The sequence below is a fragment of the [Clostridium] saccharolyticum WM1 genome (assembly GCF_000144625.1).
Lineage (GTDB): Bacteria > Bacillota > Clostridia > Lachnospirales > Lachnospiraceae > Lacrimispora > Lacrimispora saccharolytica.
In genome coordinates, this window is sequence record NC_014376.1 from 3474984 (window position 1) to 3500753 (window position 25770).

At 46.5% G+C, this 25770-nt stretch carries 28 protein-coding genes; 1 reads left to right on the forward strand and 27 read right to left on the reverse strand.

Annotation, left to right across the window (positions count from 1 at the left end):
- Positions 1-209 precede the first annotated feature (209 nt).
- Positions 210-1484 carry a SpoIVB peptidase gene (gene spoIVB, locus CLOSA_RS16180; protein WP_013273827.1) on the reverse strand — a complete coding sequence of 425 codons (1275 nt, stop codon included), beginning with the start codon at positions 1482-1484 and terminating at the stop codon, positions 210-212.
- A 455-nt stretch (positions 1485-1939) separates the two neighbouring features.
- Here spoIVB and CLOSA_RS16185 point away from each other — a divergent pair, with 455 nt between their 5' ends.
- A complete protein-coding gene (locus CLOSA_RS16185; protein ID WP_013273828.1) occupies positions 1940-2380 on the forward strand; it encodes an ASCH domain-containing protein in 441 nt (146 codons plus the stop codon).
- A 134-nt stretch (positions 2381-2514) separates the two neighbouring features.
- On the opposite strand, the gene CLOSA_RS16190 is transcribed toward CLOSA_RS16185, so the two are convergent.
- From CLOSA_RS16190 to CLOSA_RS16315, 26 genes are all read right to left on the reverse strand, one after another.
- Positions 2515-4401, reverse strand: a complete 1887-nt coding sequence (locus CLOSA_RS16190) for a HAMP domain-containing methyl-accepting chemotaxis protein (RefSeq protein ID WP_013273829.1) — start codon at positions 4399-4401, stop codon at positions 2515-2517.
- Positions 4402-4801: 400 nt separating this feature from the next.
- Positions 4802-5659, reverse strand: coding sequence for a tyrosine-type recombinase/integrase (locus CLOSA_RS16195; protein ID WP_013273830.1), 858 nt, complete (start codon positions 5657-5659; stop codon positions 4802-4804).
- A gap of 298 nt (positions 5660-5957) precedes the next feature.
- Complete coding sequence (locus CLOSA_RS23710) at positions 5958-6044, reverse strand: hypothetical protein (protein ID WP_408643011.1); 87 nt, start codon at positions 6042-6044, stop codon at positions 5958-5960.
- A gap of 86 nt (positions 6045-6130) precedes the next feature.
- Positions 6131-7789: a DNA repair protein RecN gene (gene recN, locus CLOSA_RS16205; RefSeq protein WP_013273831.1), complete on the reverse strand. Its 1659-nt coding sequence runs from the start codon at positions 7787-7789 to the stop codon at positions 6131-6133.
- Between the two features lie 11 nt (positions 7790-7800).
- Positions 7801-8250, reverse strand: a complete 450-nt coding sequence (gene argR / locus CLOSA_RS16210; protein ID WP_013273832.1) for an arginine repressor — start codon at positions 8248-8250, stop codon at positions 7801-7803.
- Positions 8251-8261: 11 nt separating this feature from the next.
- Positions 8262-9119: an NAD(+)/NADH kinase gene (locus tag CLOSA_RS16215; protein ID WP_013273833.1), complete on the reverse strand. Its 858-nt coding sequence runs from the start codon at positions 9117-9119 to the stop codon at positions 8262-8264.
- A gap of 9 nt (positions 9120-9128) precedes the next feature.
- Positions 9129-9995, reverse strand: coding sequence for a TlyA family RNA methyltransferase (locus CLOSA_RS16220; protein WP_013273834.1), 867 nt, complete (start codon positions 9993-9995; stop codon positions 9129-9131).
- 64 nt (positions 9996-10059) lie between these two features.
- On the reverse strand, positions 10060-11958 hold the full coding sequence (gene dxs, locus CLOSA_RS16225) for a 1-deoxy-D-xylulose-5-phosphate synthase (RefSeq protein WP_013273835.1): 1899 nt from the start codon (positions 11956-11958) through the stop codon (positions 10060-10062).
- A 20-nt stretch (positions 11959-11978) separates the two neighbouring features.
- Positions 11979-12866, reverse strand: a complete 888-nt coding sequence (locus tag CLOSA_RS16230) for a polyprenyl synthetase family protein (RefSeq protein ID WP_041708673.1) — start codon at positions 12864-12866, stop codon at positions 11979-11981.
- Entirely contained in the window at positions 12856-13068 is a 213-nt protein-coding gene (gene xseB / locus CLOSA_RS16235; RefSeq protein WP_013273837.1) for an exodeoxyribonuclease VII small subunit, read from the reverse strand. Before xseB ends, CLOSA_RS16230 begins: the two co-directional genes overlap by 11 nt.
- Before the next feature lie 14 nt (positions 13069-13082).
- Positions 13083-14408, reverse strand: coding sequence for an exodeoxyribonuclease VII large subunit (gene xseA, locus CLOSA_RS16240; protein WP_013273838.1), 1326 nt, complete (start codon positions 14406-14408; stop codon positions 13083-13085).
- A 3-nt stretch (positions 14409-14411) separates the two neighbouring features.
- Positions 14412-14855 (reverse strand): transcription antitermination factor NusB, encoded by a 444-nt coding sequence (gene nusB / locus CLOSA_RS16245; protein ID WP_013273839.1) that lies wholly within the window; start codon positions 14853-14855, stop codon positions 14412-14414.
- A 65-nt stretch (positions 14856-14920) separates the two neighbouring features.
- Positions 14921-15835 carry a D-isomer specific 2-hydroxyacid dehydrogenase family protein gene (locus CLOSA_RS16250; RefSeq protein WP_013273840.1) on the reverse strand — a complete coding sequence of 305 codons (915 nt, stop codon included), beginning with the start codon at positions 15833-15835 and terminating at the stop codon, positions 14921-14923.
- Between the two features lie 14 nt (positions 15836-15849).
- Complete coding sequence (locus CLOSA_RS16255) at positions 15850-16635, reverse strand: aspartate dehydrogenase domain-containing protein (protein WP_013273841.1); 786 nt, start codon at positions 16633-16635, stop codon at positions 15850-15852.
- 91 nt (positions 16636-16726) lie between these two features.
- A complete protein-coding gene (locus CLOSA_RS16260) occupies positions 16727-18154 on the reverse strand; it encodes a sensor domain-containing diguanylate cyclase (RefSeq protein WP_013273842.1) in 1428 nt (475 codons plus the stop codon).
- Positions 18155-18316: 162 nt separating this feature from the next.
- The gene (locus CLOSA_RS16265; protein ID WP_013273843.1) at positions 18317-18703 is read right to left on the reverse strand and encodes an Asp23/Gls24 family envelope stress response protein; all 387 of its coding nucleotides are present in this window, start codon (positions 18701-18703) and stop codon (positions 18317-18319) included.
- Between the two features lie 268 nt (positions 18704-18971).
- A complete protein-coding gene (locus tag CLOSA_RS16270) occupies positions 18972-19760 on the reverse strand; it encodes a SpoIIIAH-like family protein (protein WP_013273844.1) in 789 nt (262 codons plus the stop codon).
- A 15-nt stretch (positions 19761-19775) separates the two neighbouring features.
- Positions 19776-20402, reverse strand: coding sequence for a stage III sporulation protein AG (locus CLOSA_RS16275; RefSeq protein WP_041708675.1), 627 nt, complete (start codon positions 20400-20402; stop codon positions 19776-19778).
- Positions 20350-21033 carry a stage III sporulation protein AF gene (locus CLOSA_RS16280; protein ID WP_041708676.1) on the reverse strand — a complete coding sequence of 228 codons (684 nt, stop codon included), beginning with the start codon at positions 21031-21033 and terminating at the stop codon, positions 20350-20352. Before CLOSA_RS16280 ends, CLOSA_RS16275 begins: the two co-directional genes overlap by 53 nt.
- 5 nt (positions 21034-21038) lie before the next feature.
- Entirely contained in the window at positions 21039-22214 is a 1176-nt protein-coding gene (locus tag CLOSA_RS16285) for a stage III sporulation protein AE (protein ID WP_013273847.1), read from the reverse strand.
- Between the two features lie 17 nt (positions 22215-22231).
- Positions 22232-22618, reverse strand: coding sequence for a stage III sporulation protein AD (gene spoIIIAD, locus CLOSA_RS16290; RefSeq protein WP_013273848.1), 387 nt, complete (start codon positions 22616-22618; stop codon positions 22232-22234).
- Between the two features lie 59 nt (positions 22619-22677).
- Positions 22678-22872, reverse strand: a complete 195-nt coding sequence (spoIIIAC, locus tag CLOSA_RS16295) for a stage III sporulation protein AC (RefSeq protein ID WP_013273849.1) — start codon at positions 22870-22872, stop codon at positions 22678-22680.
- 10 nt (positions 22873-22882) lie between these two features.
- Positions 22883-23413 (reverse strand): stage III sporulation protein AB, encoded by a 531-nt coding sequence (locus tag CLOSA_RS16300; RefSeq protein WP_013273850.1) that lies wholly within the window; start codon positions 23411-23413, stop codon positions 22883-22885.
- Positions 23406-24413 (reverse strand): stage III sporulation protein AA, encoded by a 1008-nt coding sequence (gene spoIIIAA, locus CLOSA_RS16305; protein WP_013273851.1) that lies wholly within the window; start codon positions 24411-24413, stop codon positions 23406-23408. Before spoIIIAA ends, CLOSA_RS16300 begins: the two co-directional genes overlap by 8 nt.
- Positions 24414-24643: 230 nt before the next feature.
- Complete coding sequence (locus CLOSA_RS21860; RefSeq protein WP_013273852.1) at positions 24644-25189, reverse strand: C40 family peptidase; 546 nt, start codon at positions 25187-25189, stop codon at positions 24644-24646.
- Positions 25190-25213: 24 nt separating this feature from the next.
- The gene (locus CLOSA_RS16315; RefSeq protein ID WP_013273853.1) at positions 25214-25753 is read right to left on the reverse strand and encodes a DUF3877 family protein; all 540 of its coding nucleotides are present in this window, start codon (positions 25751-25753) and stop codon (positions 25214-25216) included.
- Positions 25754-25770: the final 17 nt, after the last annotated feature.

Here is a 25770-nt window from a genome sequence, read left to right on the forward strand (position 1 = left end):
TATAAAATATGGCATTTTCTGTAACTTTAATTACAACATTTTGACGGTTAAACGGAATAATTCAGTATATTTCTTGTGAAAAACACCGGATTTTTCAGCTCTTCCCCTAAATTCTATCGTAACTATTGAAAAATTGCAAAATGTGAAAAAGAAAAGAACGGCGCCGCAGATCATTACGTTCCTGTTCTTTTCTTTCTTTGATGTCAGTCTCAGTGATTAATCATGTTTTCAATGAAAATCCCGTATCCTCTTGTGGAATCCTGAATGAACACATGGGTCACAGCTCCGATCAGTTTGCCATCCTGAATAATAGGGCTTCCTGACATGCCTTGTACGATCCCGCCGGTAAGAGCCAAAAGATCCGGATCCGTTACCTTGATCACCATGCCCTTGCTTTTATGAGTGGTGGAATAATCCACACGCTGTATCTCAATTTCATAATCCCGGACTTTTCCGGATACATCACTTCGGATATGGGCTGAACCCTTCTTCACATCCTGCCGGTAGCCGATGGGAATGGCATCTTGAGCAAGGCTTTGCTTAAACCTGTCATTGACGGTTCCAAAAATTCCTTCTTCCGTATTGGCGGTAATGGTCCCCAGAGTGGAGCCGGGACCATAATAGATGATGCCGCTCATTACTCCCGGCTTTCCAAAGGTTCCCTTTTCAATTCCAAGAATCGCTGTCTCGTAAAGTGAACCATCGGTAATCTGAACTACATTGCCGGTATCGCTGTCACTGATTCCGTGGCCCAAGGCGCCGAATTGTCCGTTCATATCCACGTAGGTCATGGTGCCAATACCCTGGGTATCATCCCGGACCCAGACTCCCAGCTTATAAGTTCCGTCTTCCGCCTCTGTGGCATTCATCTTTACGTCAATAAGCTCCCCGTTCCGTCTTACCTTTAACAGAGCTTCGGAAGGGCCTATTTTACTCAGCTCACTCATCAGGGTTTCCTTATCCTTTAAATGTGTTCCATTGATGGCTTCAATGTAATCGCCTGACTGCAGAATCCCAAATGCCGGTTCCACCACCATTCCGTCTTTTTTTGTTACATCTCCGGTACCGATTACCATGATACCGTCAGATTTTAAGTAGATCCCAATAGGAGTTCCGCATGGAACGGCATATTTGGTATCCACTACATTCACCTGTATGTCTTTTAATTGAATCCATCCAAAAAGCTTCAGTCCCAGTTTATAGCTTCCCTGATTTTCCGAATATAGGGAAAACGGCTGGTTTACCTGAAGATGGATCTGATCGGAAGGGATATTTGATCCATTGTTTAATACCACTTCCTCGCTGTCGGAATACAGCGTCACATCAAAAGGCATGGAGAAATGAAACTGTTCTTCTTCCTGTGCAACAATATTTAATTTGTCAGGAATTACCCGCTTCATATAGAACCAGGAAAATCCGATGCAAAAGATCAGGCTGATCCAGAATGCTCTTATAATAATCTTATGAATTTTATTTTTTTCCATCTCGCATACCTCCTTAGGTGAATGAAAGGAGACAATTTTTTGCTCCTTTCTTAGTATGTGAGAAATTGATTAAATCACACTGTCATATTTTAGTTGTAACTATTTTCTTTGGGTGGCAGCGATCGTAACAGTTTGGAAATCTTTTTTTCTTCCTTTTGCTGTTCCGAATGAATAATCCGAATTCAATCCTAAAAAAATGAATATAGTGTAATTTTCTTTTCACTTATTTTAATAATCTCCACTTTTTAATGGTTTATAATTAAATAGTAGAAAAACGTTTCTTAAGTTTTTATTGAAAATTCCTTCAAATGGCTGCCCATTGGGGATGTCAGCAAATTTATGTGGAATGCCAGCCGGAACTATCGTATAATTCTATAATAAAATGAAAGATGATATGAAGTGAATTTATATTTTTTATCATGAATGAATGCTTTGATATAAGGAGAGAAAATAAAATGAATGCCCAACAGATGTGGAATCAATTTGCGGCTCAAAACCAGATCACGGTAACAGAATATCAATCCTGGGCGTTTGGCGCTTTTGCCGATGAGTTGGCAGAATTGGTATTAAAGGGAATGAAAACAGGAACATCCTCTGCCTATCCCTTATACGAGGCAGAAAACGAAGCACTTCCAAAAGCTGGAGACTATAGCGTCATCCTGGATTCAAAGGACGAAGCAGTATGCATTATTCAAACGATAAATGTATCTATTGTTCCTTTTCGAGAGGTTAAGGAAGAACACGCCGCCAAGGAAGGGGAGGGTGATGGCTCGCTGGAATATTGGAGAAAAGTACATGTGGAATTTTTTAAAAAATGTTTGTCAGAAGAAGGAAAACAATTTGATGAAGATATGCCGGTGGTATGTGAAGAATTTAAATTGGTGTATGTACCTTAAAAATGAGGTCAGGCCATTGATACGGCCAGCCAGTACTGCATGATAGACTGAAACACTCCGAAACCATGTGGTTCCGCTTACATGAAAAATCTGACGGGCAACACACCACCCGTCAGACCGTTACTTTATGTCCTTTAAAAGTCATTTTTAATTATTCTGCATAAAAACAGATAAAAAACAGAAAGAGGAAAACCTTGTGACGGATGGAAATCAATATTTTTCCGGTAAAAGACCCATACTGGGGACAGATTCTGTTTCCGGCTCCTGGTAAGGCGCATGGAAGAAAGGCCCATGACTTCTGTCAGCTTGAATTTTCCAACCTCACCCCGCAAGGCTGCGGCCTGTGCAGACATCTCCTCGCTGGTAGCGGAGTTTTCTTCTGCAGTGGCAGCATTGGTCTGTACAACGGTGGAGATCTGGAAAAGTCCCTGTTTGATCTGCTTGATTGCAGCTGCCTGCTCGATAGAGGACTTCTGGATCTTTCCGAAGCTTTCCGTTACCTTAGAGGCACTCACTCCCACATCCTGCAGGATTTGTGCGGTCCTGGCGCTGATTTCCGCTCCCTTTGCCACTGTGGCCACAGAAGCCTGAATCAAATCGCTGGTTTGCTTTGCTGCTTCCGCCGATTTTGCTGCAAGATTGCGGACCTCATCTGCTACCACCGCAAAGCCTTTTCCTGCACTGCCTGCACGGGCCGCTTCAATGGCAGCGTTCAGGGCAAGAATATTGGTCTGGAATGCAATGTCCTCAATAACCTTTGTAATGCTGGCGATCTGATCGGAAGCAGTGCCGATGTCAGCCATTGCGGACGTAAGCTGCTTCATATGTACATTTCCGGCATTTGCGTTTTCACCGGCCTGATTCACGGATTTTGATGCCAGCTCCACCGTGGCTGAATTCTCCGCAGCCTGCTCCGCAATTCTTTCTATGGAAGCACTCAGTTCTTCTACGGAAGCTGCCTGCTCCGTAGAGCCTGATGCGAGAGCCTGCGCTCCGCTGGATACCTGATCAGAGCCTGTTGCTACCTGGTCAGCCGCCACATCAATGGACTTTAAGGTATTACTGAGCCTGTCCCTCATTTTCCGCATGGAATCCAGCAGAGATAAATAGTCTCCCACATAGCTTTCTTCTGCTTGGGTATGTACTGTAAAATTACCATCTGCCAATTCGCCCAGCAGATAGGAAGCATCGGTTATCATCAGCTTTAATGTACCTGACATGCGGCGGAAGGTCTGGGCCAGAACACCGATCTCGTCCTTTGAGCTTGCGTCAATATTGACACTGACCTCTCCGCAGGCCAGCTTGTCAGCAGCCTTTACCATCAGGGCGATCCGCTTAGATATGCCGCGGGCAATCATGAACCCGACCAGCACCGCCAAAAGCACGCCCATAAGCACGCCTATAAACATAATAAGCTTGACGCTTACCACCAGCTTATCATTGCTGGTGATCTGCTGCTTTGCATAATTCTGGTTATAACTGACCAGATTGGCAATCCTCTCTTCCACAGTCTGAGCCATAGTGTGGAGCTCGCCTCCATCACTTAATAAGGTATAGGCTTCCCCGCGGCGGTCCGGGTCCATGGCAGCAGGACTGCTGATAAACTGATTGCGTTCTTCTGTAAAATCATTCAGGGCGGTCTCAAGCCGGGATATCAGTTTCAGCTCCTCCTCTACTTCCTCTGCATTGTATTTCTCAAGAGCTGCCTTGTATTTGGACAAGTTCTCATCGATGATTCCTTTGTGACGTGTCAAGGCTTCCACACAGGCTTCCTTATCCGCTTTGTCACTGGACAGCACCATCTCCAAAAGGTCTGTCCGCACTTCCTGAAAAGAAGCGCTGACCCTCTCCATACATTCCAATGCCGTAACTGTATCCGAATAAGCAACATTGTAGGACCCGCCCACGCGTTCCAGGCCCACAATCCCCACAATTCCTATTATGCCGGCAATCAGCGCCACAAGAAGGAAACCGCTAATGATCTTACCGCCGATTTTTAAGTTGCTGAACCATTTCTTCATAAAATTTACCCTCCTAACAGTACTTTCTTTCATTCCTCTATTTATCCTTTTAAAAGGAACCTCCGTGAGACCTGTATCGATCCCCCTCCCTCTGCTTTCCTCCCTTCGTATGGTGAATCACATAATTTCGATTTTGTTGTAACGCTGAAGAAATCCACACTGCCTTACAATATTTCATAATGAAAAATGCAGATAAACGTACGAAAACCAGGCTGGTTAAAAAAAAGACCTTCACCAGCCTGGTTTTCGTACATAAAATTCTAAAAACATTAGTCATCTGTCATTTGATTACGCTTTATTTATGATTATTTATGTGAAACACTTGCCATTTTCCGCGCGGATGATATATAATCATGTCGATACTTGTCTAATTTTGGAAACAGTTACAACAAAATCGAAATTATGTGATCACTAGACGCATGTGTTCAATCTGCTGTGCATGAACTGTACCGCTTTCCACGGTATAGATCCTGGTAGTATTGATATTGGAATGGCCCAGGATATCCGCCAGCCGAAACAGGTCTTTTTCCAGGGTATAATAAATGCGGGCAAACAGATGGCGCAGATTATGGGGAAATACTTTTTCCGGCTTCACATCCGCACTTTTGCAAAGGTCTTTCATGTCCCGCCAGATATTGGAACGATCCAGGGGCTTGCCTGTTTTTGTGACAAAAACAGGCCCAAAGCTTCGTTTTTGTCTCCGGGCATATGAGATCAGGGCCCGCCGCAGCTTTTCAGGCAGAAATATGGTCCGTGTCTTGCCTTTGCAGTTCACATCTGCACGCCCCGCTTGCACTGCTTCCATGGTGATGAATTGCAGCTCAGAAACCCGGATGCCTGTGGCGCAGATGGATTGAATGACAAGAGAAAGACGCTGGTTGCCTTCTCTCTCAGCCGCCTGCACCAGACGCAGATATTCTTTGCGGGTAAGCTCTTTCTCCTCCCGGCAAAATAAATTCCTCTGTATTTTCAAAGGCTTGACCTTTAAATCTATCCAGCCGGCGAAATTCAAAAATGCATTGACTGCCGCCAGCATGGTATTGACACTGGCAGCGGCATAATTCCTTGTCAGATATTCCTTCCAATCGATCAGGGCACTTTTGGTAATCGGCACATCTCCCAAAAAATTACATAGAACCGCAAGGTCGCGTTTATACTTTTCAATGGTGGAAGTGCTTTTCTCCTGTTCCCTTAAGTAAACAGAAAAGCGTTTTATCAGCTCCGGGGTAATATCCCGCTTTTTTTTTGCTTGTGACATTGCTGGGTGATCTCCTTTTTGTGTTATATTTTGTCAGGTTATTGTCTCATTTTAGTTATGAACACTCCGCCGGACCGGTCCTGCCGGAAAGCGTTTTAATATAAATAAAAGACAGGCGGTTGACGCAAAAATTCATGCGCCAGATGACTGTCTTTCACAGGGATGCCACTTATCCTTCCTCTCCGTTTCCGTACCGGGAATCCGTCTGCAATCAGCTTTGCAGCCGGAAAAAGGCTCTAAAAAAGAAAAGCAAAGGCAACGGCCAAAAAAATGGCCGGGAGCAAATTGGCTCCCCTTATCATCTTCCCCAGATAAGATTCAGGCCCGCACAAAAAATCAGAACCGAACCCGTAAGGGATAAGTTTGACAAAGCCTGCTCCATCATCAAAGGCTGGATCAGTCTTGCCAGATGTGTTATGTTCCCTGAAACAAAGCTGCCGGAATCGCTGAAAACACGCACCCTTTGCCAGTTTATCTGCCTTCTTTTGCCAGCCGCTTCATTTCCCTTGCATTGGCTCTCACCGCCTGGGTGATTTCGGCACCTCCTAAAAGCCTTGCAAGCTCCTCTATCACCTCTTCCCCGGTTAACCGGTGTATGGAGGTGGCCGTCCGGCCTTCTTCCACTGCTTTTGCAATCTCGTAATGGCAGTCTGCCATAGCTGCGATCTGGGGCAGATGAGTGATGCAGATCACCTGATGGTTCCCGGCAATGTAAGCCAGCTTTTCCGACACTTTCTGGGCCGTACGTCCGCTGATTCCGGTGTCGATTTCATCAAAAATCAAAGTTGGAATGTCATCCGTATCTGCCAGCACCGTTTTAATGGCCAGCATGATCCTGGACAGTTCTCCGCCGGAAGCCACCATTCCCAAGGGCTTTAACGGCTCTCCAGGGTTGGTGGAGATCAAAAATTCCGCTTCGTCAAAGCCCCCTGCCGTATAGTGGCCAAGGCGTGAAAACTCCATGGAAAATTCCACATCAATGAAATTTAAGTCGTTCAGCCCTTCCTTTATTTTTTCCGTCAGTTCCTTGGCCGTATGTTTTCTCATTTCGGATAAACGCTCCGAAAGGTGCTCCAGCCGGTCCGAAACTCTATAAAACTCTTCCTCCGTCCTTTTTTTTGCACCGTCATAATCCTCCAGCTCTTCCAGGCGATTCTGCTTTTCTTCTCGATTGGTAAAAATCTGGTCCAGGCTTCCCCCGTACTTTGCTTCCAGATTATGGATCACATCAAGCCGCTCTTCCATCTGACTGTATTCCTCTTCATCAAAGGACAGATCATCCATGTATGAGGTTATTTCCCGGTTGATATCGCTTAAGATGGAGTCCGCGTCAAAAAGCTGGTCCCTGATGGTGGATAGCCTGTCATCATAGGAAGCAACTGACTCCACCTCTTTTAAAGCCCGGCTGATGAAATCCGAGTCAACAGCGGAATAGGCGATGGAAAGGCTTTCGGTTATTTTTTTTGCATTCAAAAACAGACGGTATCTGGAAGACAGTTCCTCCTTTTCCCCTTCCTTTAATCTGGCATTTTCAATCTCTTCTATCTCATAGCGGATAAAGTCCATTTCCCTGAGCCTGGACTCTTCATCAAGACGGAAGGAGGAAAGGCGGTCCTTTAACCGGACATATTCCCCATATGTAACTGCAATATTCTCTTTTAGTTCATGGGACTTTTTCTCCTGGTAGCGGTCCAGAATCTCAAGATGTTTTGATTTGTAGAGTAAAGACTGATGTTCATGCTGTCCATGAATATCGATGAGAAGACCCGTAATGTCCCGCAGCTTCCCTGCGGTCACGGTTTCGTCATTGATTTTGCTCAAGCTTCTGGAGGGCATGATCTTTTTTGAAATAATCACCGTACCGTCTCCATCGGGATAAACGTCCATTTCCTTTAACAGGCGGACTTTCTCCAGATCCCTGACCGAAAAGATCAGCTCAATGTAGGCGTATTCCGCGCCCTTTCGAATAATATCTTTTGGCGTTTTGCCCCCCAGGGCAATGGTAACAGAACCGATAATAATCGATTTACCGGCTCCGGTTTCGCCGGTGAGCACATTAAAGCCCTGTCCAAACTCCACATCTGCCTTTTCGATCAGGGCTAAGTTCCTTACGTGTAATTCTGAAAGCATGGCGGCCTCCTTTATCCCGTAATGAGTTTTTTTAGTTTGTCCATCATGAGAATGGTATCATCAGAGCTCCGAATGGCGCACATGATGGTGTCATCCCCTGCAATGCAGCCCACCATTTCACTGAAATGAAGGGCATCAAGGGCTGCCGCCACCGCCATGGCCATACCGGATACGGTCTTTATAACCAGAATGTTCTGTGCCATGTCCATGGATAAATAGCCGTCCCGAAGGATCCGGATGAATTTATCGCTGAAAGAGCCCTGGTTCTGAAGCACCACATACCTTTGTTTACCAGACTCAGACTGAACCTTAGTCAGTTTCAATTCCCTGATGTCTCTGGAAACCGTAGCCTGAGTGACTGCAAAGCCGGACTGATTCAAATAATCCGCCAGCTCCTCCTGGGTTTCGATCTCGTATTTTCCGATGAGTTCCACAATTTTGCTGTGTCGTTCCAGTTTCATAGTGCCCCTCCCTATATACCAGCCATCTTGTTGCGCAGGTTATCTAAAAATGATATGTTTTTCAGCTTTATCAGAATGGTCTTAATCTCAGACCGGCGAATCTCTATGCAATCGCCGGGATAAAGCTCCGTGGTAGTATCTCCGTCAAATACCGCTGCCTGGCATACGCCCCCTTTTCCAGTCATCTCAATCTGGATCCAGTCGTCAGCGGAAAGGACGATGCTCCTTGCCCCCAGAGCATGAGAACAGATTGGTGTCAGGACCACCATTTTGGAATCCGGAACAATGATCGGCCCTCCTGCGGAAAGATTGTAGGCAGTGGAACCGGTAGGCGTTGCTGCTATGAGTCCATCTGCCCGGTATTCATTTAAGTACTCCTGGTTTACATAAACCTTAAACTGCAGCATCTTTAAATTGTCACTTCTGGCTACGACAATCTCGTTTAAGGCAATATCCTGACAGACAGCCATTCCCTTCCGGTAAATGCTGCCTTCCAGCATCATCCGTTCTTCCAGCTTATAATCATTGGCAAGAAGGGCGGAAAGAGCGTCATTGATGTCCTCTGTGCGGGATACCTGGGTCAGGTACCCAAGGGTTCCCCGGTTAATCCCCATCATGGGAATATTTCGTCCTGCCAAATCTCTGGCCGCCTGTATCAGGGTTCCGTCCCCCCCTAAGGTAATGAGACATTCCGTTTCCTCCGGCACCATGGCAGCATCCGTATAATGGCTCTTTTCATGACGTTTATCCCGGCCTTCCCCTCCGATCAGGCAGACTGCCCCATGACCGGTAAGGTAATCGCGAATGGCGTTTGCAGTCTCTCTGGCACCCTTTTTGTCAGGGTTCATGATCACATAAAAATACTTCATAAAATCTCCTTACCTGCCAGAACAATCGCAATCCGCTTCGCTGCTTGCTTGTAACTGGCCGCTCTCGCGTCCTGTCAAAGCCCCGTGGGCCTCTTTTACAACTTTCTCCGGGTCTGGGTCTCTTTCCGGACATGCTTCGTCTAAACGGTGATTTTTTAAATGCAGAAGATATTCAATGTTCCCTTCCGGCCCCTTTATCGGAGAATATTCCAGATGAAGCACTTCAAAGCCAATGCTGGCTGCATGGGAAATCACCATCCGGATCACCTCCAGATGGACGGACTTTTCCCTTACCACGCCTTTTTTTCCCACCTTTTCCCGGCCGGCCTCAAACTGGGGCTTTATCAGGCAGACCACCTCTCCTTCATCCGTGAGAAGGGCTTTAACAGGTCCTAATACCTTTGTCAGGGAAATAAAGGAAACATCGATAGAGGAAAATTCAATCGGGTCTGCCAGATCCTCAGGAGTCACATAACGGATATTGGTTTTTTCCATGCAAACCACCCGTTTGTCATTCCGCAGCTTCCAGGCAAGCTGGCCATGGCCCACATCCACCGCATAAACCTTGGCTGCTCCGTTCTGGAGCATGCAATCCGTAAATCCACCGGTGGATGAACCAACATCCATGCACACCCTGCCTTCTAAGCTCAGTCCAAACTGTGTCATGGCCTTTTCAAGCTTTAAGCCTCCCCGGCTTACATACCGCAGTGTGTTTCCCCTTACTTCGATATTTGCATTTTCTTCAAATGTGGTGCCGGCCTTGTCCTCCTTTTCCCCGTCTACGTAGACGATCCCGGACATAATGACCGCTTTTGCCTTTTCCCTGGATTCGGCCAGTCCCAGCTTTACTAAAAGCACATCCAAACGTTCTTTCATTCCTTTTCCATTTCCCCTGTTTTATCTTTATAATATGTTTCTGATGAACGAAGAAAAACGCTCATTATTTCAATCTTTTCCACTCCGCGTTCTGGCGTTCCATATCCAGATATTCTTTTTTCAGCCTCCATATGATGGAATCGCTGTCAATTCCCAGTCCTTTCCGAAGCAGGGATACGTTGCCATGTTCCACATAGGAATCAGGCAGGGCGATATTCATGATCTTTACATGGGGGTAATGCTCATGGATATAAGTGGAAACTCCAGGTCCGTATCCTCCCTGAAGGACATTTTCCTCCATAATGACAATCAGCCAGTGCTTCTTTGCCAGCCGGTCCACCAGCTCTCTGTCAAAGGGCTTTACAAAGCGGCCATTGGCCAAGGTACAATTCCAGCCCTCTGCCTTCAGCTTCTGCCTTACATGCTCTCCCGTGCTCACCATGCTTCCCACCGCAAGAAGGGCAATATCACATTCCTCGTAAATCATCTCTCCCTTGCCGTATTCAATGGGAGCCCGAAAATTCTTTAAGCCCTGATAGGCCCCTCCTCTTGGATAACGCAATGCAAACGGACCGTTGTAGGACAAGGCAAATTCCAGCCCATCCATAAGCTCCCATAAATTCTTCGGTGCAAATACGCTCATATTAGGAATTGCAGTCAAATAGGATAAGTCAAAAATCCCCTGATGAGTCTCCCCGTCGCTGCCTACAAGGCCTGCTCGGTCTATGGCAAATACCACAGGCAGGTTCTGGATGCAAACATCATGAAGGATCTGGTCAAAGCTGCGCTGCAAAAAGGAGGAATAAACAGCCACAACCGGCTTTAAGCCACCTGCTGCCATTCCGGCCGCCGAGGTCACTGCATGTTCCTCTGCAATACCCACGTCAAAAAAGCGGTCAGGGTACAGGCGGGAAAACCTCTTTAAACCTGTTCCATCCGGCATGGCCGCCGTAACCGCCACGATTCTTTTATCCTGTTCCGCCAGACGGCAGATGGCTTTGGAAAACACATCGGTATAGCTGGGATCTTTTTTCTTCTTTTTCGGTTCCCCGGTAATTATATTAAAAGGCTCCACTCCGTGGAACTTGGAGGGGTTTCTCTCTGCCGGGGCATACCCCTTGCCTTTCTGGGTGATGACATGGACCAGAACGGTATGAGGTAGCTTCTTTGCTTCCCGCAGGGTTCTGGACAATGCCTTTACATTATGACCGTCCACAGGACCAAGGTAGGTGATCCCCATATTTTCAAACAGCATACCGGGAATGAGAAGCTGCTTGATTCCGTTCTTCGTCCTGCTGATCTTATCAATGATCTGTTCGCCAATCCCCGGAATCCTGGACAGTACATTGGTCACATGCCTTTTTAAGTCCAGATATCCTTCTCCGGTCCGGATGCTGTTTAAATAGGTAGACATGCCTCCCACATTTTCTGAGATGGACATGTTATTGTCGTTTAAAATGATGATAAAATTCTTATTCATTCTGGCTGCATTGTTTAAAGCCTCATAGGCCATGCCGCCGGTCAAGGCTCCGTCTCCGATGACGGATACTACAAAATGATCTTCTCCCAGAACATCTCTTGCCTGGGCCAGTCCCAGGCCGGCAGAAATGGAAGTGGAGCTGTGGCCGGTATCAAAGGCATCACAAGGACTTTCCTTTCTCTTTGGAAAGCCGCTTATGCCTCCGTATTGCCGCAGATCGTCAAATTCCTCTCTTCTGCCGCTTAATATTTTATGGGTATAGGACTGATGTCCTACATCCCAGATAACTTTATCCTTTGGAAGGTCAAAGGCCAGATAGATGGCCATGGTCAGTTCCACCACTCCTAAGTTGGAAGCAAGATGACCGCCTGTAACACTTATCTTTCCTACCAAAAAGTCACGGATTTCCTGGCTTAAAATATCAAGTTCCTGCTTTGACAGCTTTTTAATATCCTCAGGCCCGTTTATTAATTCCAGTATCATATTTTATCAGATCCTTTGTCTTACTTTTCCCGGTTCACCAGCATCCGGATGAGCGCTTCCAGAAATTCATTCTGTCCGGGAAGCTCATGGAGGCAGGAAATCGCCTCTTCTGAAATCATCTCCACATCCTGCTTTGCCTTTTTTATTCCTTCCAGGGTTACATAGGTGGTTTTATGGTTCTTTTCATCACTGTGGACAGGCTTTCCAAGAACTTCCGCACTGCTGGTTAAATCCAGGATATCATCCTGAATCTGAAATGCCATTCCCAGACAGGAAGCCATGTTCTCCACCAGCTTCAGCTGTCTTTCGTCGGCTCCGCCCAGAAGGGCGCCGATCATCATGGATGCCTCTAAAAGCGCTCCTGTTTTCAGCCGGTAAATGAAATGAAGCTTTTCCTTTGGAATGGGTTTTCCTGCCAGCTCCACGTCAACGGTCTGCCCGCCGATCATTCCATGGATTCCTGTTTTTTCAGCTAAAATTCCCATGCACCTGGCTACCAGATCCGGCCTGTCCGTCATGGAAAGGGCTTTTGCTGCTGTCTCCATGGAATAAATCAGCAGGCCATCTCCTGCCAGCACCGCCATGTCATAGCCGAACTTCACCCATGCTGTAGGAAGTCCCCGCCGCAGGGTATCGTTATCCATACAGGGAAGGTCATCGTGGATCAGGGAGGAGGTATGAATCATCTCCATCGCCGCCATAAAAGGCTCAATCTCTTTTCCATTGCCGCCGAACAGGCGGTAGGTTTCCTCCATCAGCATGGGGCGAAGTCTCTTTCCTCCTGCCCGGACGCTGTAATCCATCGCCGCCAGTACCGTACTCTGATAGCCCTCCACCGGAGGAAGGTAAGTTTCCACAACAAGCCCTACTTCCTTTGTTCGGGCAGACAACATATCATTAAAGTTCATGTTCCTCACCATTTTCCTCTAAGACGATAATCTTTTTTTCTACCTTATCTATTTTTTCATTGCAGAACTTTACCAGCTTCATGCCCGTCTCATAATACTGGAAGGATTCCTCCAGGGAGCTTTCTCCGCTTTCCAGTTTCTTAATGAGCTCTTCCAGCTCTCCAAATGTTTCTTCAATGGTCTTTTCTTTTTTTGCCGCCATAAATCCGGTTCTCCTTATTCACTATCCTTCCGGTCTCCGGCCTCTTCGCCAGGAAAGGTGCCAGACAAACCGGATTTTGCCCGGGCAATACTGGAAATCACTGCCTCTATGCCGCCATCCCGAAGTCTTACTCCTATCCTGTCTCCGGTATGCAGCTGCTTAACGGAATCAATCCTCTTGTCTTTTTCATCGGTCACATAGCCGTACCCGCCCCCAATTCTTTTTAAAGGGGACCGTGCATCCAGACGGCTGATGAGAAGCTCCAGCCTGTGCCTGTCCCTTACCGCCTGTTTTTCTATCAGCTGCTGCATACGGAACCTGCTTTCTTCTGCCCTTGACCGTTCTGCGGCAGTCCTGGATAAAATCAGGCTTTTAAGCTTGTCCTCGATGTCCACAAGCCTTTGCCGGCTCTCATGGATGCGGCGCTTCGGGTCAAATAATTTCAGTTTTAAGGCATACTGGTTCCCATGATAGCGGCAGCGTTCCAGCTTTCTTTCCATGGTCCTTAACAGCGTGTTGCCATAGAGTCCTGTCTGTTCCTGAAACAGGCCATAATCAAATACCGCAAGCTCGGCCGCCGCAGAAGGGGTAGGTGCACGCATGTCCGCCACATAATCGGTAATGGTCACATCGGTTTCGTGGCCCACGGCAGAAATCACCGGAGTGGTGCAGTTAAAAACAGCCCTTGCCACAGCTTCCTCATTAAATGCCCATAAATCCTCAATGGAACCGCCGCCCCGCCCTACGATCAGGACATCAAGTCCCATCTGATCCAGGATCCGGATCCCCTTTCCAATGCTTTCCTTTGCATTCTCTCCCTGAACCAGGGCCGGGTAAAGATAAAGCTGCACATAGGGGTTGCGTCTGGCCGAGATATTCATGATATCCCGAATGGCAGCTCCCGTCGGAGCCGTCACGATTCCTACGGTTTTTGCATACTTTGGTATCGGTTTCTTATATTCAGGGGAAAACATCCCCATCTCTTCCAGTTCATCACGCAGTTTTTGGAACCGTTCGAACAAATCACCGATTCCTTCTTTTGTGATCTCCTGAGCATAGAGCTGATATCTTCCGTCCCTCTCATACACCTCCACGCTGCCCTTTGCCACCACCTGCTGCCCTTCCTCCAGCCTAAAAGCAAGACCCTTCCTGTGACCGGCAAACATCACCGCTGCCATGGAAGACGTTCCATCCTTTAAGGTAAAATAAATATGGCCGGAAGTGTGGTACTTGCAGTTGGATACCTCACCTTTAATGGAAATCCGGTTCAATGCAAAATCCTGGGCAAACATATTTTTAATATAGGCATTGACCTGGGTAACGGAATACACACTTGCCATAAATTACACCAGCTTTGCCAGAACTCCGTTAATAAAAGCCGGAGCTTCATTCCCGCCGTACTTTTTAGCCAGTTCTACCGCTTCATTGATGGCTACTTTTTCCGGCACATCCTCATCAAATAAGATCTCATAAAGGGCCAGACGGAGAATCGTCAGTTCCGCTTTCCCCATACGCTTGGTCTTCCACCCTTCGGCGACCTCGTTAATCTTTAAATCCAGTTCCGGGATCCTGGCCATTACGGACTCTGCCCTTTCCCTTAAATAAGCAGCATTTTCTTCACTCATGTCTACATCATGGATGATCTCCTCTACGCCGTCGGCGTTTAAGTCATCCTCTTTCGGTTCCTCAAAATATTGGATAAGCTGCCCGGTTTTCTCCTCTGCCGGATAAAAATCCGCACAAAAGAGCATTTTAAAGCAGTGTTCGCGCATTTTACTTCTGGTCATTTCCCATGGTCCTCCTATTGGTGATTTTCTGGACATTTGGAATTATTATACCTTAACAGGGTTTTTTATACAATAGAAACTTTCCTGTTCTCCAAAAACCTTCTGATATTATCGAGCACCTTTTCACTTAAAAGACCAAAGGCCTGTCTGGTTCTGCCGGCTGAAGCATTGACACAGAATACCTTTGGATGCAGGAAAAGCTCCCCGGCGGCATCTCCCATCGCTCCAGCCGTATCGCAGGCAAACAAGTTGTCTCCGGCCTCCAGCCAGTTTTTCAAATCCTCCGGCTCAAAGGCCGGCCCAATGGAAGTATTAAAGAGGATCTTTCCATTTCCAAGCTTCTGAAATTCCTCCTCATGTAGAAGGATCACGTTCTTGTTCAGACAGGTAAACACAACCTCACTGTTCTCCAAAAGATCATCCAGGGGAAGGTATTTTATTCCTTTTTCCTCCCGGTCCGGCTTTCGGCTTCTGCTGTAATAGGAAACATCCGCACCCAGAAATTTTAAGGCATCAGCAATCATACCCCCGGAGACACCCATACCAATGATCCCGGTCCTTAATCCGGTGATCTCCACAGGCATGTCCTTCCACATGGGTCTGTCATATCCGTGAAGAAACCGAACCAGTTCACAAATGGAATATTCCACTACGCCCGCATCGCCGTAATCTCGGATCCCCAAAACTGTAATCCCGTGCTCTTCTGCATAAGCAATATCCACGTTTGCACTTTCCTTGGAATACAGGCTGCAGCACATCCCCACATACTGAATACCTGGGCATCTTTCAAAGACAAACCGGCTTATTTTGGATGTATAGCTTAATAGCACCCCATCCGCATCCCCGATCCTTCTTATGATTTCCTCCTCATTCCCGGGAATATCTTCATACATCACCACCTGTTTTGCATAGCGGAAAAGTTCCTTCTCTGCTTCTTCCACCAGACTAACCGGTTCAATGGCAACCAACTTTTCAAACATCTTCTTTTCCTCCTTTAAAACACAACCGGGGATACAATATTCTGCAGCACGGCTACCACGCTCCAGCCGGCAATGGCGCTGGTACTTGAATAAATATCCACAACTGCCTTCACTCCTTCCACTTCGGCTGTAATTTTATGGTCATCGCCCACCATTCCCGGTACGCTGTGAATGTTCACTTTTGTTTTCTCCGGCCCCACTGCAGCCAGAGAGGTTGCTACTGCAACGTTCACCTTTGTAGGAAGAAGCCCGATGGCCTCTTTTGCGTTGCCCTCAAATACCTCGGAACGTTCCTTGTCAGTCATCAGACGTTCCTCAAACAGAGGGGTATTCTTTAAGGACTTGGGGCCCTTCCTGGTCTCGATCCCGGCAGTGGCCTCTCCCATGAGGGTAACCGTTCGGAGCACATCAAAGCCGCCTACAGCTCCTGAGGCAATGTACACTCTGGTATTATGCTTTTGAGCCGTTTCTTTCACTTTTTCATAAAATTCTTTATCTGCAAAAGCCCCGATGGACAGTACGATAAGGTTAGAGCCCTTACATAAGACCTTTTCCGCCATATCCCTGACCGAAGCGACTGATGCTGCCTCTGCGATGTAATCCGGCTTTAATTCCAGCAATTCATCAATCCCGGAGCAGGAAATGCATCCCATCTCCTCTGCCAGGGCATCTGACTTCTCCTTTGTCCTTCCCACGATCCCCACCAGTTCATACTCCGGCAGCAAACCGTCTTTCCATGCACCGGCTATGATACCTCCAAGATAACCGTTCCCAATAATTCCCAGTCTAAGCTTTTTCATGCTTTTCTCCTTTTGTAGTTATAAACATTTAAATTTCATTATACCTGAAATTTTGAGGACTTTCAAGGAGAGGTAAGTTCTAATGAGGAAACTAAAGCTGGACAGCATACTGATTTTTGCCCTTTCTCTTTGCCTGGTACAAGGCCTGATCCGCCCGTTTTAATATGGCATCGTATTCCGTTTCCTCTTCCCCTACCAGGGTGATTCCAATGCTTGCATGGATGGTTCCTGATAAATGAAACGCATTCAAAATCCGTTTTGCAATGGCCTCCGGCTGTTTCCTTCCGCTGGCACCGTAAAGCCAGATGCAGAATTCATCTCCGCCGAAGCGCACGATCACATCCTCTTCTCTTGTACAATCGTTTAAGATCTGACCTGCCTGGGTTAAGACCAAATCTCCCCTGTGATGTCCGAAGGTGTCATTGATCTTCTTAAAATCATCAATATCAAGGAACATACAGGCGTAAAACCGCTTCTTCCCCCCGCCTTTCAGCCCTTGTTCCACCAGCTTTCTGGCCGTTTCTCTGGTATAAACACCTGTCAAAGAATCCTTTTGCGCCCGTTTGGATTCCTTTTTCCGCAGATAAAGCATATAAACAATAAATAAAAAAGTGCAAACAAGCAAGGAGGTCGTACCTGTAATAAAGCTTTCAGACAGCCCCCAGATTTTGTGAAGCGTTCTCTTATAACCTTCTGTTTCCACCAGGGAAGCTACCATCCAGTCCCCGATTCCCGCAGGCTGGTAATAAAGCAGCTCCCTGCTGCCATTGCTGCCGTAAGCTACATAACCGGAACGTCCGCTCCCCACCGCCTGTTCCATCTGCTCCAGGGACTGTCCGCTCCGGAATTCCATGGGTTTCAGCATCTCATAAATTGTAGTATATTTTTCAAATCCAGGGCTGGGGACCACCATTTCTCCTGATTTTGTAAAAACCAGATTGGCCCCATATTTGCTGAATCCTGTACTTTTAAGATATTTCCCCAGATCTGCTCCGGTATACTCCATGCAGGCCACTCCATTCACATGACCATCCCGTATTACTGGAACCATCAGGACAATTCCTCCCTGGCCGTCAAACTCCTGGGAAGGAAGTCTGGAAACGCTGTTTTCTCCGCTTAATGCCCTTTGATAATCGCTGCGTGAAGAAACATCTCTTGGTTCATGGTTTCCATAATACATGATTCCCCGGCTATCCGAAACCCCGAACCGCAAGCCTTCCCTTTCAAACGGCTCTAAATCCTTCTGCCATTTTTCTATTTCCTGTCCTTCCGGCAGATCACAGTATGCAGAAAATACCTCCAGCATGCCAAACCGTTCCTGGACCATTCTCTGAAGGCTGACAACCGTTTCGTTATTCTCCTTTTTCAAATCCTGGTAGGTCTGTTCTATGAGGCTTTTTTCCACCTCCCTGAAATAATAAATATTTAAAGCGAATACTCCCATAATTACTGAAACTACGAGACCAATTAAAATCATTACTTTTAATGAGTAGTGGTACTTCTCCCTATCAGTCATCATACATGTAAACACCTGTCCCTTAAGAAGCCTTTGATATATTCCGGGTTCATTATAAATCCTGTGCCATCTCATTACAATAAATTTTTACTCATTTATACACAAAGAAAAGCGGGGGGTATGAACCATTTCCCAGTTCGCCCCCCGCGATAGACTTATCAAAATCTATTTATTCTCTTCCATTGCAACACCGGCAATCCGAATGTTTACATCCAGAACCGTTAATCCTGTCATGTTTTCAATGGCATTCTGTACCTTTTCCTGGACCTTCTCACTGACAGCAGGTATGCTGTAACCGTATTTGATGTTTAAGGATAAGTCTACAGACACATGCTCTTCCGTCAGCTCTACTTTAACGCCCTTGGATAAATTTTTCATGCCCAGCTTCGCCACCAGTTCATTGGTGATGTTGCCTGCCATGGAATCTACACCTTCTACCTCGGTTGCAGCAAGACCTGCAATGATGGCTACCACATCATCTGCAATCTGTACTTCGCCTATTTTATCTTTTTCATATACTTTGTGAGTATTTCTGCTTTCCACTTCTGCCACAGCAATTCCCTCCTGTACTCCTATTTCTGGGTTCTGGAATCATTATAGCAAAACTGTCCACAGTTTGCAAGTTACAGTTAGTCATGCAGAAGCGTTTGCACAGTTTGTGCGTGGGAGCTTGCTCACTAAGCAGAAATTGCGAAAATGCTTCTATAAGGCGAATGCCCGGCATGAATAATTTGGCTGCATATCTGTAACCTTTCGAAAATAAATTCTATCCGCCAAGTTATGAATGGCATGGCTGAAATGTAACATTTGCCGTGGCTTTTTACTCTTCCAATTTCATAAGGGTGATCACAATACTCTCAGCCCCAACTTCTGTTTTCCGCTTTACGATGTCCTCAATCTGAGCCCGCTGAGGATCTGTAATGCTGGAAGCATTAATAACCACATCCACTTTCCCGCTGGAAATGCTGACCACCGGATCTGCAAAGCCTTTGGCAAGCAATAAGGTCTCTGCTGCATTTTCTTTTTCTGAAACTGCCGTCATTTCGATCATTTCCTGGATGGCCTGCTGCTTTGCCGCTTCCTCAATGTTTGGATTGTTAATTAAGTTCATTAAGGTTTCCTTGTTCTTTGCCCTTACCTGCTCTCTGTTTAACTGTACGCTGGATATGTATTCTGATACGTTCATTCCGCTGGTAAGCACTGCTTCCCCAGGGTTGTCAAGGCCGGTCTGGGCCGCCTGTGTCTCATTTGCCGCCAGGTCTACGGATCCGTCACTTTCCGCAGCTGCCTGTGTTTCACTTGCCGCCAGCTTATCGATATCTTCCGCATCCTGGTCAAGGCTTGCGATCTCCTGGCCTGCTTCACTTCCGGTAAGGGACTGGTTTTCCGCTAAAATATCTTCCTCAGAAATATCAGTCATTCCCGCTTCATAGACGTCCGTCCCTGAAGCAGCCTCCTGCTTTCCGGCATAGTTTAAATATCCAGCAGCAGCTATCATAACGGCCAATGTGGTGATAATAATCTGGTTTCTTCGGAAAAGTTTCTTCATATCCATTTTCTTTGGGGTTTTAGGGACTTTGGGCTCATTGCTTGTTTTCCAACTTCTCATACATGACACTCCTTTTTATTCCACCCTCTTTAATACTTTTATTTTATGTGGGGGCAGGTTAAATAATGCTTCCATGGCACTGGAAATTTCAGCTTTTACCGTAGGGCTGCCTCCACCCTGGGCACTAATGACGATTCCTTCGATTTCCGGTCGTATTTCCTTCTCCACAATTGGAGATGTATTTTCTCCTGAACCGGTCAGAATGGTGCTCTCTTTCAGCTCTGCGCTGCTGATCTTTCTGGTCCCCCCGGAGCTGTCCTTTTCCTCGGTGGAAGAATCCGAGCTGTCCTTATCCACACGCAGTACCTTCTCCTCTGAAGATTTCAGCACGATCATCACCTCTACCTGACCGACCCCATCCACGGTTTTTAGGATTTTCTTTACCCTCGCCTCCAACTGTTCCTCGTAGGTCCGGTCTGCTCCAGCCACTGCAGCCGCTTCCCCATCCGCAGGCTCTGTAACAATCCCTTTCTGCAAAGCTGTCTGGTTTTTGCTTTCTGCTGTCCGTTCTACCTTGGCAGCCATACCCGAACCGGAGGGAAAAGTAAGGATCAGGATAATCATTCCAACAGCCAATAAAATCAGCCATTTATCCTTTCCCATCTTCCATTTGAATTTCAATATCCTGTTCCTCCAAATCATAATATTCTGCAATCCGCCTTCTAAGACCAGAAAGCCGTGAATTTTCTTCCTGCTTCAGCCTTCTCACGTCCTCCTGTTCTTTCATGTCACGTTTCTCTGGCTCTGATCCGGTTATTTTCACTTCTTCCACATCCGGTACCTTCTTTACCGGATCCGCCTTGCTTCCGGAAACGGCAATGTCCTTTGCTTCTTCCGCCGGTCCGCCAGGCACCAGGACCAGGGTCACCCGCACCACATGGCCAAAGGTACTGCTTCTCTGATCCTGGTCGATTTCTGCCGTGGATCCCCTGCAGCCGAATCCATCTGTCTCAGCCATGGATTTTAAATCCGTTTCCACTGCCTCCTCATATCTGGCGATCATGGTTTCAAGTCTTTTCCCTTCCATATCAGACAGCTTGCCTGTCAGCTCTCCAGCTTCCTTTTTAAGGCTGATGGCCTCAAAATAGTAAGCCAGAGTATCATCAAGCCTTAATCCTCCAGTAACGGGCTTTAACACCAAAAGGATCAGTACCATGCCGGCAAATAACTTTATGTATTTTTCATACTTTTTATCCGGCAGGAGATTGCCCACTACCGTTATGAAAATCAGGTAATAGGTTATGTTGCGTATCCAGTTAAACAATTCTTCCATGTCATTCACCCGGTAAAATAGGTCACATTGGTGGAAGCGCATACTAGCGCTATGGTTACAACAAAGAGAATCACTCCTGAAGCTGCTACGGAAAGCAGCATCCTGTGGCCCTTTGCCATGTCGGAAATACAGGTAACGATCCTTTTATCACAGACCGGCTGAAGGAGAGCGGCAACACACTGGTATAAAACCATCAGCACCACCAGCTTGATCAGCGGAATCACAGATAGGATAAGAAGTATGATAATGCCGGCTGCTCCTATGGTATTCTTAATAAGCACCCCTGACCCCAGCACCATCTGGGCGACGGAATTTACGCCCTGGCCAACTCCCGGAATGGCTCCGATCAGCTTCTGGATCGCTCCTGTTTTCATGGAATCCACATAGGGCAGTACCATGGACTGAATGAGATGAAATCCCAGCACAACCCCTACCAGAGTCTTTAAACTCCAGGAAACCACCTGTTCCAAAAGCTCAGTCAGCTTTGAAAGCATGTCCTCTTTTGCAATATGGCCTGCCATAACCAAAAGAGCATAAACTCTTATAAGGGCTAAAAGCACCTGCCCTAAAAGCCACTGGGCGGCAGTAATGATAAATAAAGTAAATTCGTAGGAGGCCGCCGCAGAAGCGCTGCTCCCTGCAAACGCCGCTGCCAGGAAATAGGCCGGCATCAGTACCCTGGTAAAATCAAAGACCTGCCCAAGCACATTCCCTGTAATGGTAACGCTGGTAAAAAAGCTGGCTGCCAGATAAGTGAACAGCAGCAGATAGGTGACAAAAAATCCGGTTTCCGATATCTGGCTTCCTGTAAACACGCTGGAAAAGTTAGAGAACACCGCCCCAATGATCCCAAGCACCATAATCTGTCCCATCATATGACCGCTGTTTTTTATCTCACCCATCAATAAGTCTTTCATGGCTTTTCCAGCCTGTCCCATGACCTGGTTTAAATTTCCGGCCATCAGATCCTTCATCAGTTCTTGAAAGGAAAGCTTCATGCCCTGTTCTCCCTTAGCCTGGTCCAGAAAATTCTGAATATCCGTTAAATCATACTGATCCAGGTCCAGATTGGCTTCGGAAGTCTCTGCTTCCTGCCCGTAGGAGCTTTCTGCTCCAAGGCTGTCCGTAGAAAGAAACAGCACGATCAAAAGACACAGCAGCATAAAAGCGGTTCTTTTCATGGTCCTTCCCCCTCCCGTCATGATAAAAACACCTGAAGTGTTTCAATAAGTGCAAGGAGGATCGGCATGCTGACAGCCAGAACAGACAGCTTTCCAAATATTTCGATCTGGGTTCCCACGGCACCGTATCCGGCATCCTTGCATATCCCGGCTGCAAATTCCGCAATATAGGTAATTCCTATCATTTTGATCAGAGTGGATAAATAAATGCTGTTAATCTTAATATAGGTCTGGATCTCCTTCATGGTATCCAGAATGGTGGTAAGCTTTCCCATTCCGTAAAAGAAGATAAAAAAGCCTGCCGCCATGACCAGATAGGTCCCATATTCCCCCTTCATTCCTTTTAAGGAAACCGCTAAAAGCACTGCCACGATTCCTGTTATGGCTATGGTAACTACGGTCATGTTTTCCTCTTTCCTGTCCTGCCTTCCAGGACATAAGGGTATGCCTGTAAGACGCTCACCTACAATGCAAACAGATTTTTAATGGATTCAAACAACTGATAAATATAAGGCACCAGCCAGAACAGCACCAGGATCAGCCCCGCAAGGCTTGTTAAGAATGCCTGTTCTTCCCGTCCGCTGTGTTTTAATACCTGGCAGATGACGGAAACCAGGATTCCAACTGCTGCAATTTTAAAAATCAAATTGACCCCCATGCTATCCTCCTTAATACATAACAATTGTTAGGAATAAACCGCCCATAATACCCAGACTGGTATAAAGGCGGCTTCTTTCCTGCTTATGTTTTCTCAAATAACCAATGGTCAGATCCAACTGTTCCAGGTACAAAAGGATGTTCCGCTCCTGCATGTCCATGTCCAAGTAACCAAGATGTTCTCCAAGACCCTTTAAATTCTGTTTGTCCTCTTTGGACAAACAGACCTCCCCGGGAAGCTTGTCGATCTCCTCCTGCCAGATGGTATAAAAGGATTCTCCCTGTTGTCCGGAAAGCCGCTCCGACACATTTTCAAACAAAGCCCCCAGCTCTCCCACCGCCTTTTTGCCGGTACGTTCAAAGGCCTCCGGCAGAGGGGAATTGGCATATACGATCTCGCCTTTCAGCAAAAAAATCATTTTCCGGAGCTTTTCCACAGTCTTTAAATGCTCGTTCCATTGGGCCGCCATAAAAAACCCAAGACCGGAACTTGATAAAATGACCAGAACAGCTCCCACGATCCGCAGCCACGTATTATCCATAAGCAACACACTCCCGCCTGTCCCACTGAATTCCCATTTGATGAACCTGGGCTTTGTAGAGCTGAGTTCCTCTGGAGTCATAAATCTGATCGATGTTCCCGATTCTTCCCAGATTATTTAAAACGATATATCGTTCAAAAATCCGCTCCTCCACCAGCTTTCTTAAGACCGGCTTCTGCTTTAAATCGTCAATGGAATTACCATGTACCGTGGCGATCAGCTTACAGCCGCAGTTCATCACGTATTCCATTGCCTCTAAATCTTCCCGGCTTCCGATCTCATCCACAGCGATCACTCTGGGAGACATGGTCCGGATGAGCATCATCATCCCTTTTGCTTTCGGGCAGCAGTCTAAAATATCGGTACGGATTCCCAGTTCATTCTGAGGGACCCCCTGATAACAGGCCCCAATTTCAGAACGTTCGTCAACCACCCCCACGGTAAGGCCTGTATGATCCTCAGTACCATTGGAAACCTGACGGATCATATCTCTTAACAGGGTGGTCTTCCCGCATCTTGGAGGGGAAATGATCAGCGTGTGATAGATCTCTCTCCCTTCCTCATATAAATAAGGCAGAACCTGGGAAGCGCAGCCCTTGACCTGATGAGACAGCCGGACATTGATAAAGGATATGTATTTCATGGCTTTAATCCCGGATTCATCTAAAATGGTCTTTCCGGCGATACCGATCCGGTGGCCTCCCTGAATGGTAATAAACCCCTGCTTCATCTCTTCTTCAAAGGCATACAGGGAATAGTTGCTCATGTACTCCATGGTTTCCTTAAGCTCATTTTTAGAGACTGTATAGGCGTCCTTTCCTTCCATGCTCAGGGAACCTCTGGGAGTCACATAATACTCCTCATTCCGGTATACCATTAAAAGAGGAGCAGCAACCCGGAGCCTGATTTCCTGAACCTCATCAAAATCAACAGTCACCCGGTTTAAAATATCTCTTATGCTCCTGGAAAATATATTGATAAGCTCGTCTTTCCTTTCCACCTTCATCCCTCCTCTTACCTCAATATATGTGAGGTGGGACAAATTATGACTGAAAAACTTCTGGCTTCTAAAACAGCTTATAACCGGATATTCATGGGGATTACAAGAAACAGAACTTATTCCTAGATGTGAATAAAACCCATTTGATAAAAGAAAAATCCATATACGAAAAAGAGCTTATCCCGGATGAGTTTCATGAAACACCCTGATAAGCTCAAAGATAACCTTATTTAATTCCCTATGATTCTTCTTACTGAAACCACAGGTCTAAAATCCACAGTGGATATCTTAATCCCGTCCTCTGGTCCGCTTGCATGAATGAGCTGGTTCTGTCCTGTGTAAATGCCGATATGGCCTATGTATACGATCAGATCCCCTGGCTGGGCATTTTCTATTCCGCCCGCATCTATGCCTGCTTTACCCTGGGCCTCAGAGGTCCTGGGCAGGTTTATCCCAAATTGTTTATAAACGCTCATTACAAACCCGGAGCAGTCAGCACCTGATGTAAGGCTTGTCCCTCCGTATACATAAGGGTTTCCAAGAAACTGCTTTGCATAAGCCACTACCTGTTCACCTGATCCTGATTGAAATTCCGGTGCTGTCTGGGAAAATTCCTTTCCCGGACCGGCCCCGGGACCGGTCTGCCACTCCAGGGGCGGAGGGGCCACAAGAGGAACGGTCAGTTCAGGGGCTGTATCCGCTTTTGCAGTTAATTGATGAGAGGCCATAAATGCCAGACCTGTAAGCATGGTTACGATCCACTTTTTTCTCTGCATTGTTTTTCTCCTGATCGATTATCGTTATATGCCCATATCCGCTGCATCCTCGGATAAGAATCTGTGGTATGTGACATGATTTTCATGAAATTTGATATAATACCGGTAATTATCCAGGGAAGGATCTTCAAAAAATATAATGTAATCAAAATCTTCTTCCTGAGATTTCAGGCAAGTAACCTTTCCATCCCCATATTTATTAAAAACCTTCCATATATCCTCAAAAGTAGTATGAGGATTTTCTACGGTTTCAATGAATTCTTTTAAAAAACCGCTATCCTTTCCATGATAATATACGTATTCTACACCTTCCGGGGGAATCTCAAAGCAAAAACGTTCCTGGCTTTTAGTGATTCTGATGTCTCCCAGGCGTTCTTTTACGGATTTCTTAAAACCTTCCATTGCGGCTTTTATTTCTTCGTCAGAACCTTCGGAGATCTTCAGTATGTTCATCAGTGCATGCAGGGGATAGTAGAAACGGATCGGTTCTTTTTCATATCCTAATTTAATCTGTACTTCTTTGATTGAGTTTATGAGCATCTGCTCCAGTGCACCATATTGCATAATCATCACTCCAGTCA

Excerpts from the sequence above, each read along its gene's own strand:
- CLOSA_RS16315 (WP_013273853.1), bottom strand. The coding sequence starts at position 25,753 with ATGCAATATGGTGCACTGGAGCAGATGCTCATAAACTCAATCAAAGAA.
- CLOSA_RS16255 (WP_013273841.1), bottom strand. The coding sequence starts at position 16,635 with ATGAAAAAGCTTAGACTGGGAATTATTGGGAACGGTTATCTTGGAGGT.
- spoIIIAC (WP_013273849.1), bottom strand. The coding sequence starts at position 22,872 with ATGGGGGTCAATTTGATTTTTAAAATTGCAGCAGTTGGAATCCTGGTT.
- CLOSA_RS16285 (WP_013273847.1), bottom strand. The coding sequence starts at position 22,214 with ATGAAAAGAACCGCTTTTATGCTGCTGTGTCTTTTGATCGTGCTGTTT.
- CLOSA_RS21860 (WP_013273852.1), bottom strand. The coding sequence starts at position 25,189 with ATGCAGAGAAAAAAGTGGATCGTAACCATGCTTACAGGTCTGGCATTT.
- CLOSA_RS16195 (WP_013273830.1), bottom strand. The coding sequence starts at position 5,659 with ATGTCACAAGCAAAAAAAAAGCGGGATATTACCCCGGAGCTGATAAAA.
- CLOSA_RS16260 (WP_013273842.1), bottom strand. The coding sequence starts at position 18,154 with ATGATGACTGATAGGGAGAAGTACCACTACTCATTAAAAGTAATGATT.
- recN (WP_013273831.1), bottom strand. The coding sequence starts at position 7,789 with ATGCTTTCAGAATTACACGTAAGGAACTTAGCCCTGATCGAAAAGGCA.
- nusB (WP_013273839.1), bottom strand. The coding sequence starts at position 14,855 with ATGACCAGAAGTAAAATGCGCGAACACTGCTTTAAAATGCTCTTTTGT.
- CLOSA_RS16230 (WP_041708673.1), bottom strand. The coding sequence starts at position 12,866 with ATGAACTTTAATGATATGTTGTCTGCCCGAACAAAGGAAGTAGGGCTT.
- CLOSA_RS23710 (WP_408643011.1), bottom strand. The coding sequence starts at position 6,044 with ATGATGGAGCAGGCTTTGTCAAACTTATCCCTTACGGGTTCGGTTCTG.
- xseB (WP_013273837.1), bottom strand. The coding sequence starts at position 13,068 with ATGGCGGCAAAAAAAGAAAAGACCATTGAAGAAACATTTGGAGAGCTG.
- CLOSA_RS16280 (WP_041708676.1), bottom strand. The coding sequence starts at position 21,033 with ATGGAAGAATTGTTTAACTGGATACGCAACATAACCTATTACCTGATT.
- spoIIIAD (WP_013273848.1), bottom strand. The coding sequence starts at position 22,618 with ATGACCGTAGTTACCATAGCCATAACAGGAATCGTGGCAGTGCTTTTA.
- CLOSA_RS16220 (WP_013273834.1), bottom strand. The coding sequence starts at position 9,995 with ATGAAAGAACGTTTGGATGTGCTTTTAGTAAAGCTGGGACTGGCCGAA.
- xseA (WP_013273838.1), bottom strand. The coding sequence starts at position 14,408 with ATGGCAAGTGTGTATTCCGTTACCCAGGTCAATGCCTATATTAAAAAT.
- CLOSA_RS16185 (WP_013273828.1), top strand. The coding sequence starts at position 1,940 with ATGAATGCCCAACAGATGTGGAATCAATTTGCGGCTCAAAACCAGATC.
- dxs (WP_013273835.1), bottom strand. The coding sequence starts at position 11,958 with ATGATACTGGAATTAATAAACGGGCCTGAGGATATTAAAAAGCTGTCA.
- CLOSA_RS16190 (WP_013273829.1), bottom strand. The coding sequence starts at position 4,401 with ATGAAGAAATGGTTCAGCAACTTAAAAATCGGCGGTAAGATCATTAGC.
- CLOSA_RS16250 (WP_013273840.1), bottom strand. The coding sequence starts at position 15,835 with ATGTTTGAAAAGTTGGTTGCCATTGAACCGGTTAGTCTGGTGGAAGAA.
- CLOSA_RS16270 (WP_013273844.1), bottom strand. The coding sequence starts at position 19,760 with ATGAGAAGTTGGAAAACAAGCAATGAGCCCAAAGTCCCTAAAACCCCA.
- CLOSA_RS16275 (WP_041708675.1), bottom strand. The coding sequence starts at position 20,402 with ATGATTTGGAGGAACAGGATATTGAAATTCAAATGGAAGATGGGAAAG.
- argR (WP_013273832.1), bottom strand. The coding sequence starts at position 8,250 with ATGAAACTGGAACGACACAGCAAAATTGTGGAACTCATCGGAAAATAC.
- spoIVB (WP_013273827.1), bottom strand. The coding sequence starts at position 1,484 with ATGGAAAAAAATAAAATTCATAAGATTATTATAAGAGCATTCTGGATC.
- CLOSA_RS16300 (WP_013273850.1), bottom strand. The coding sequence starts at position 23,413 with ATGGATAATACGTGGCTGCGGATCGTGGGAGCTGTTCTGGTCATTTTA.
- CLOSA_RS16215 (WP_013273833.1), bottom strand. The coding sequence starts at position 9,119 with ATGAAGTATTTTTATGTGATCATGAACCCTGACAAAAAGGGTGCCAGA.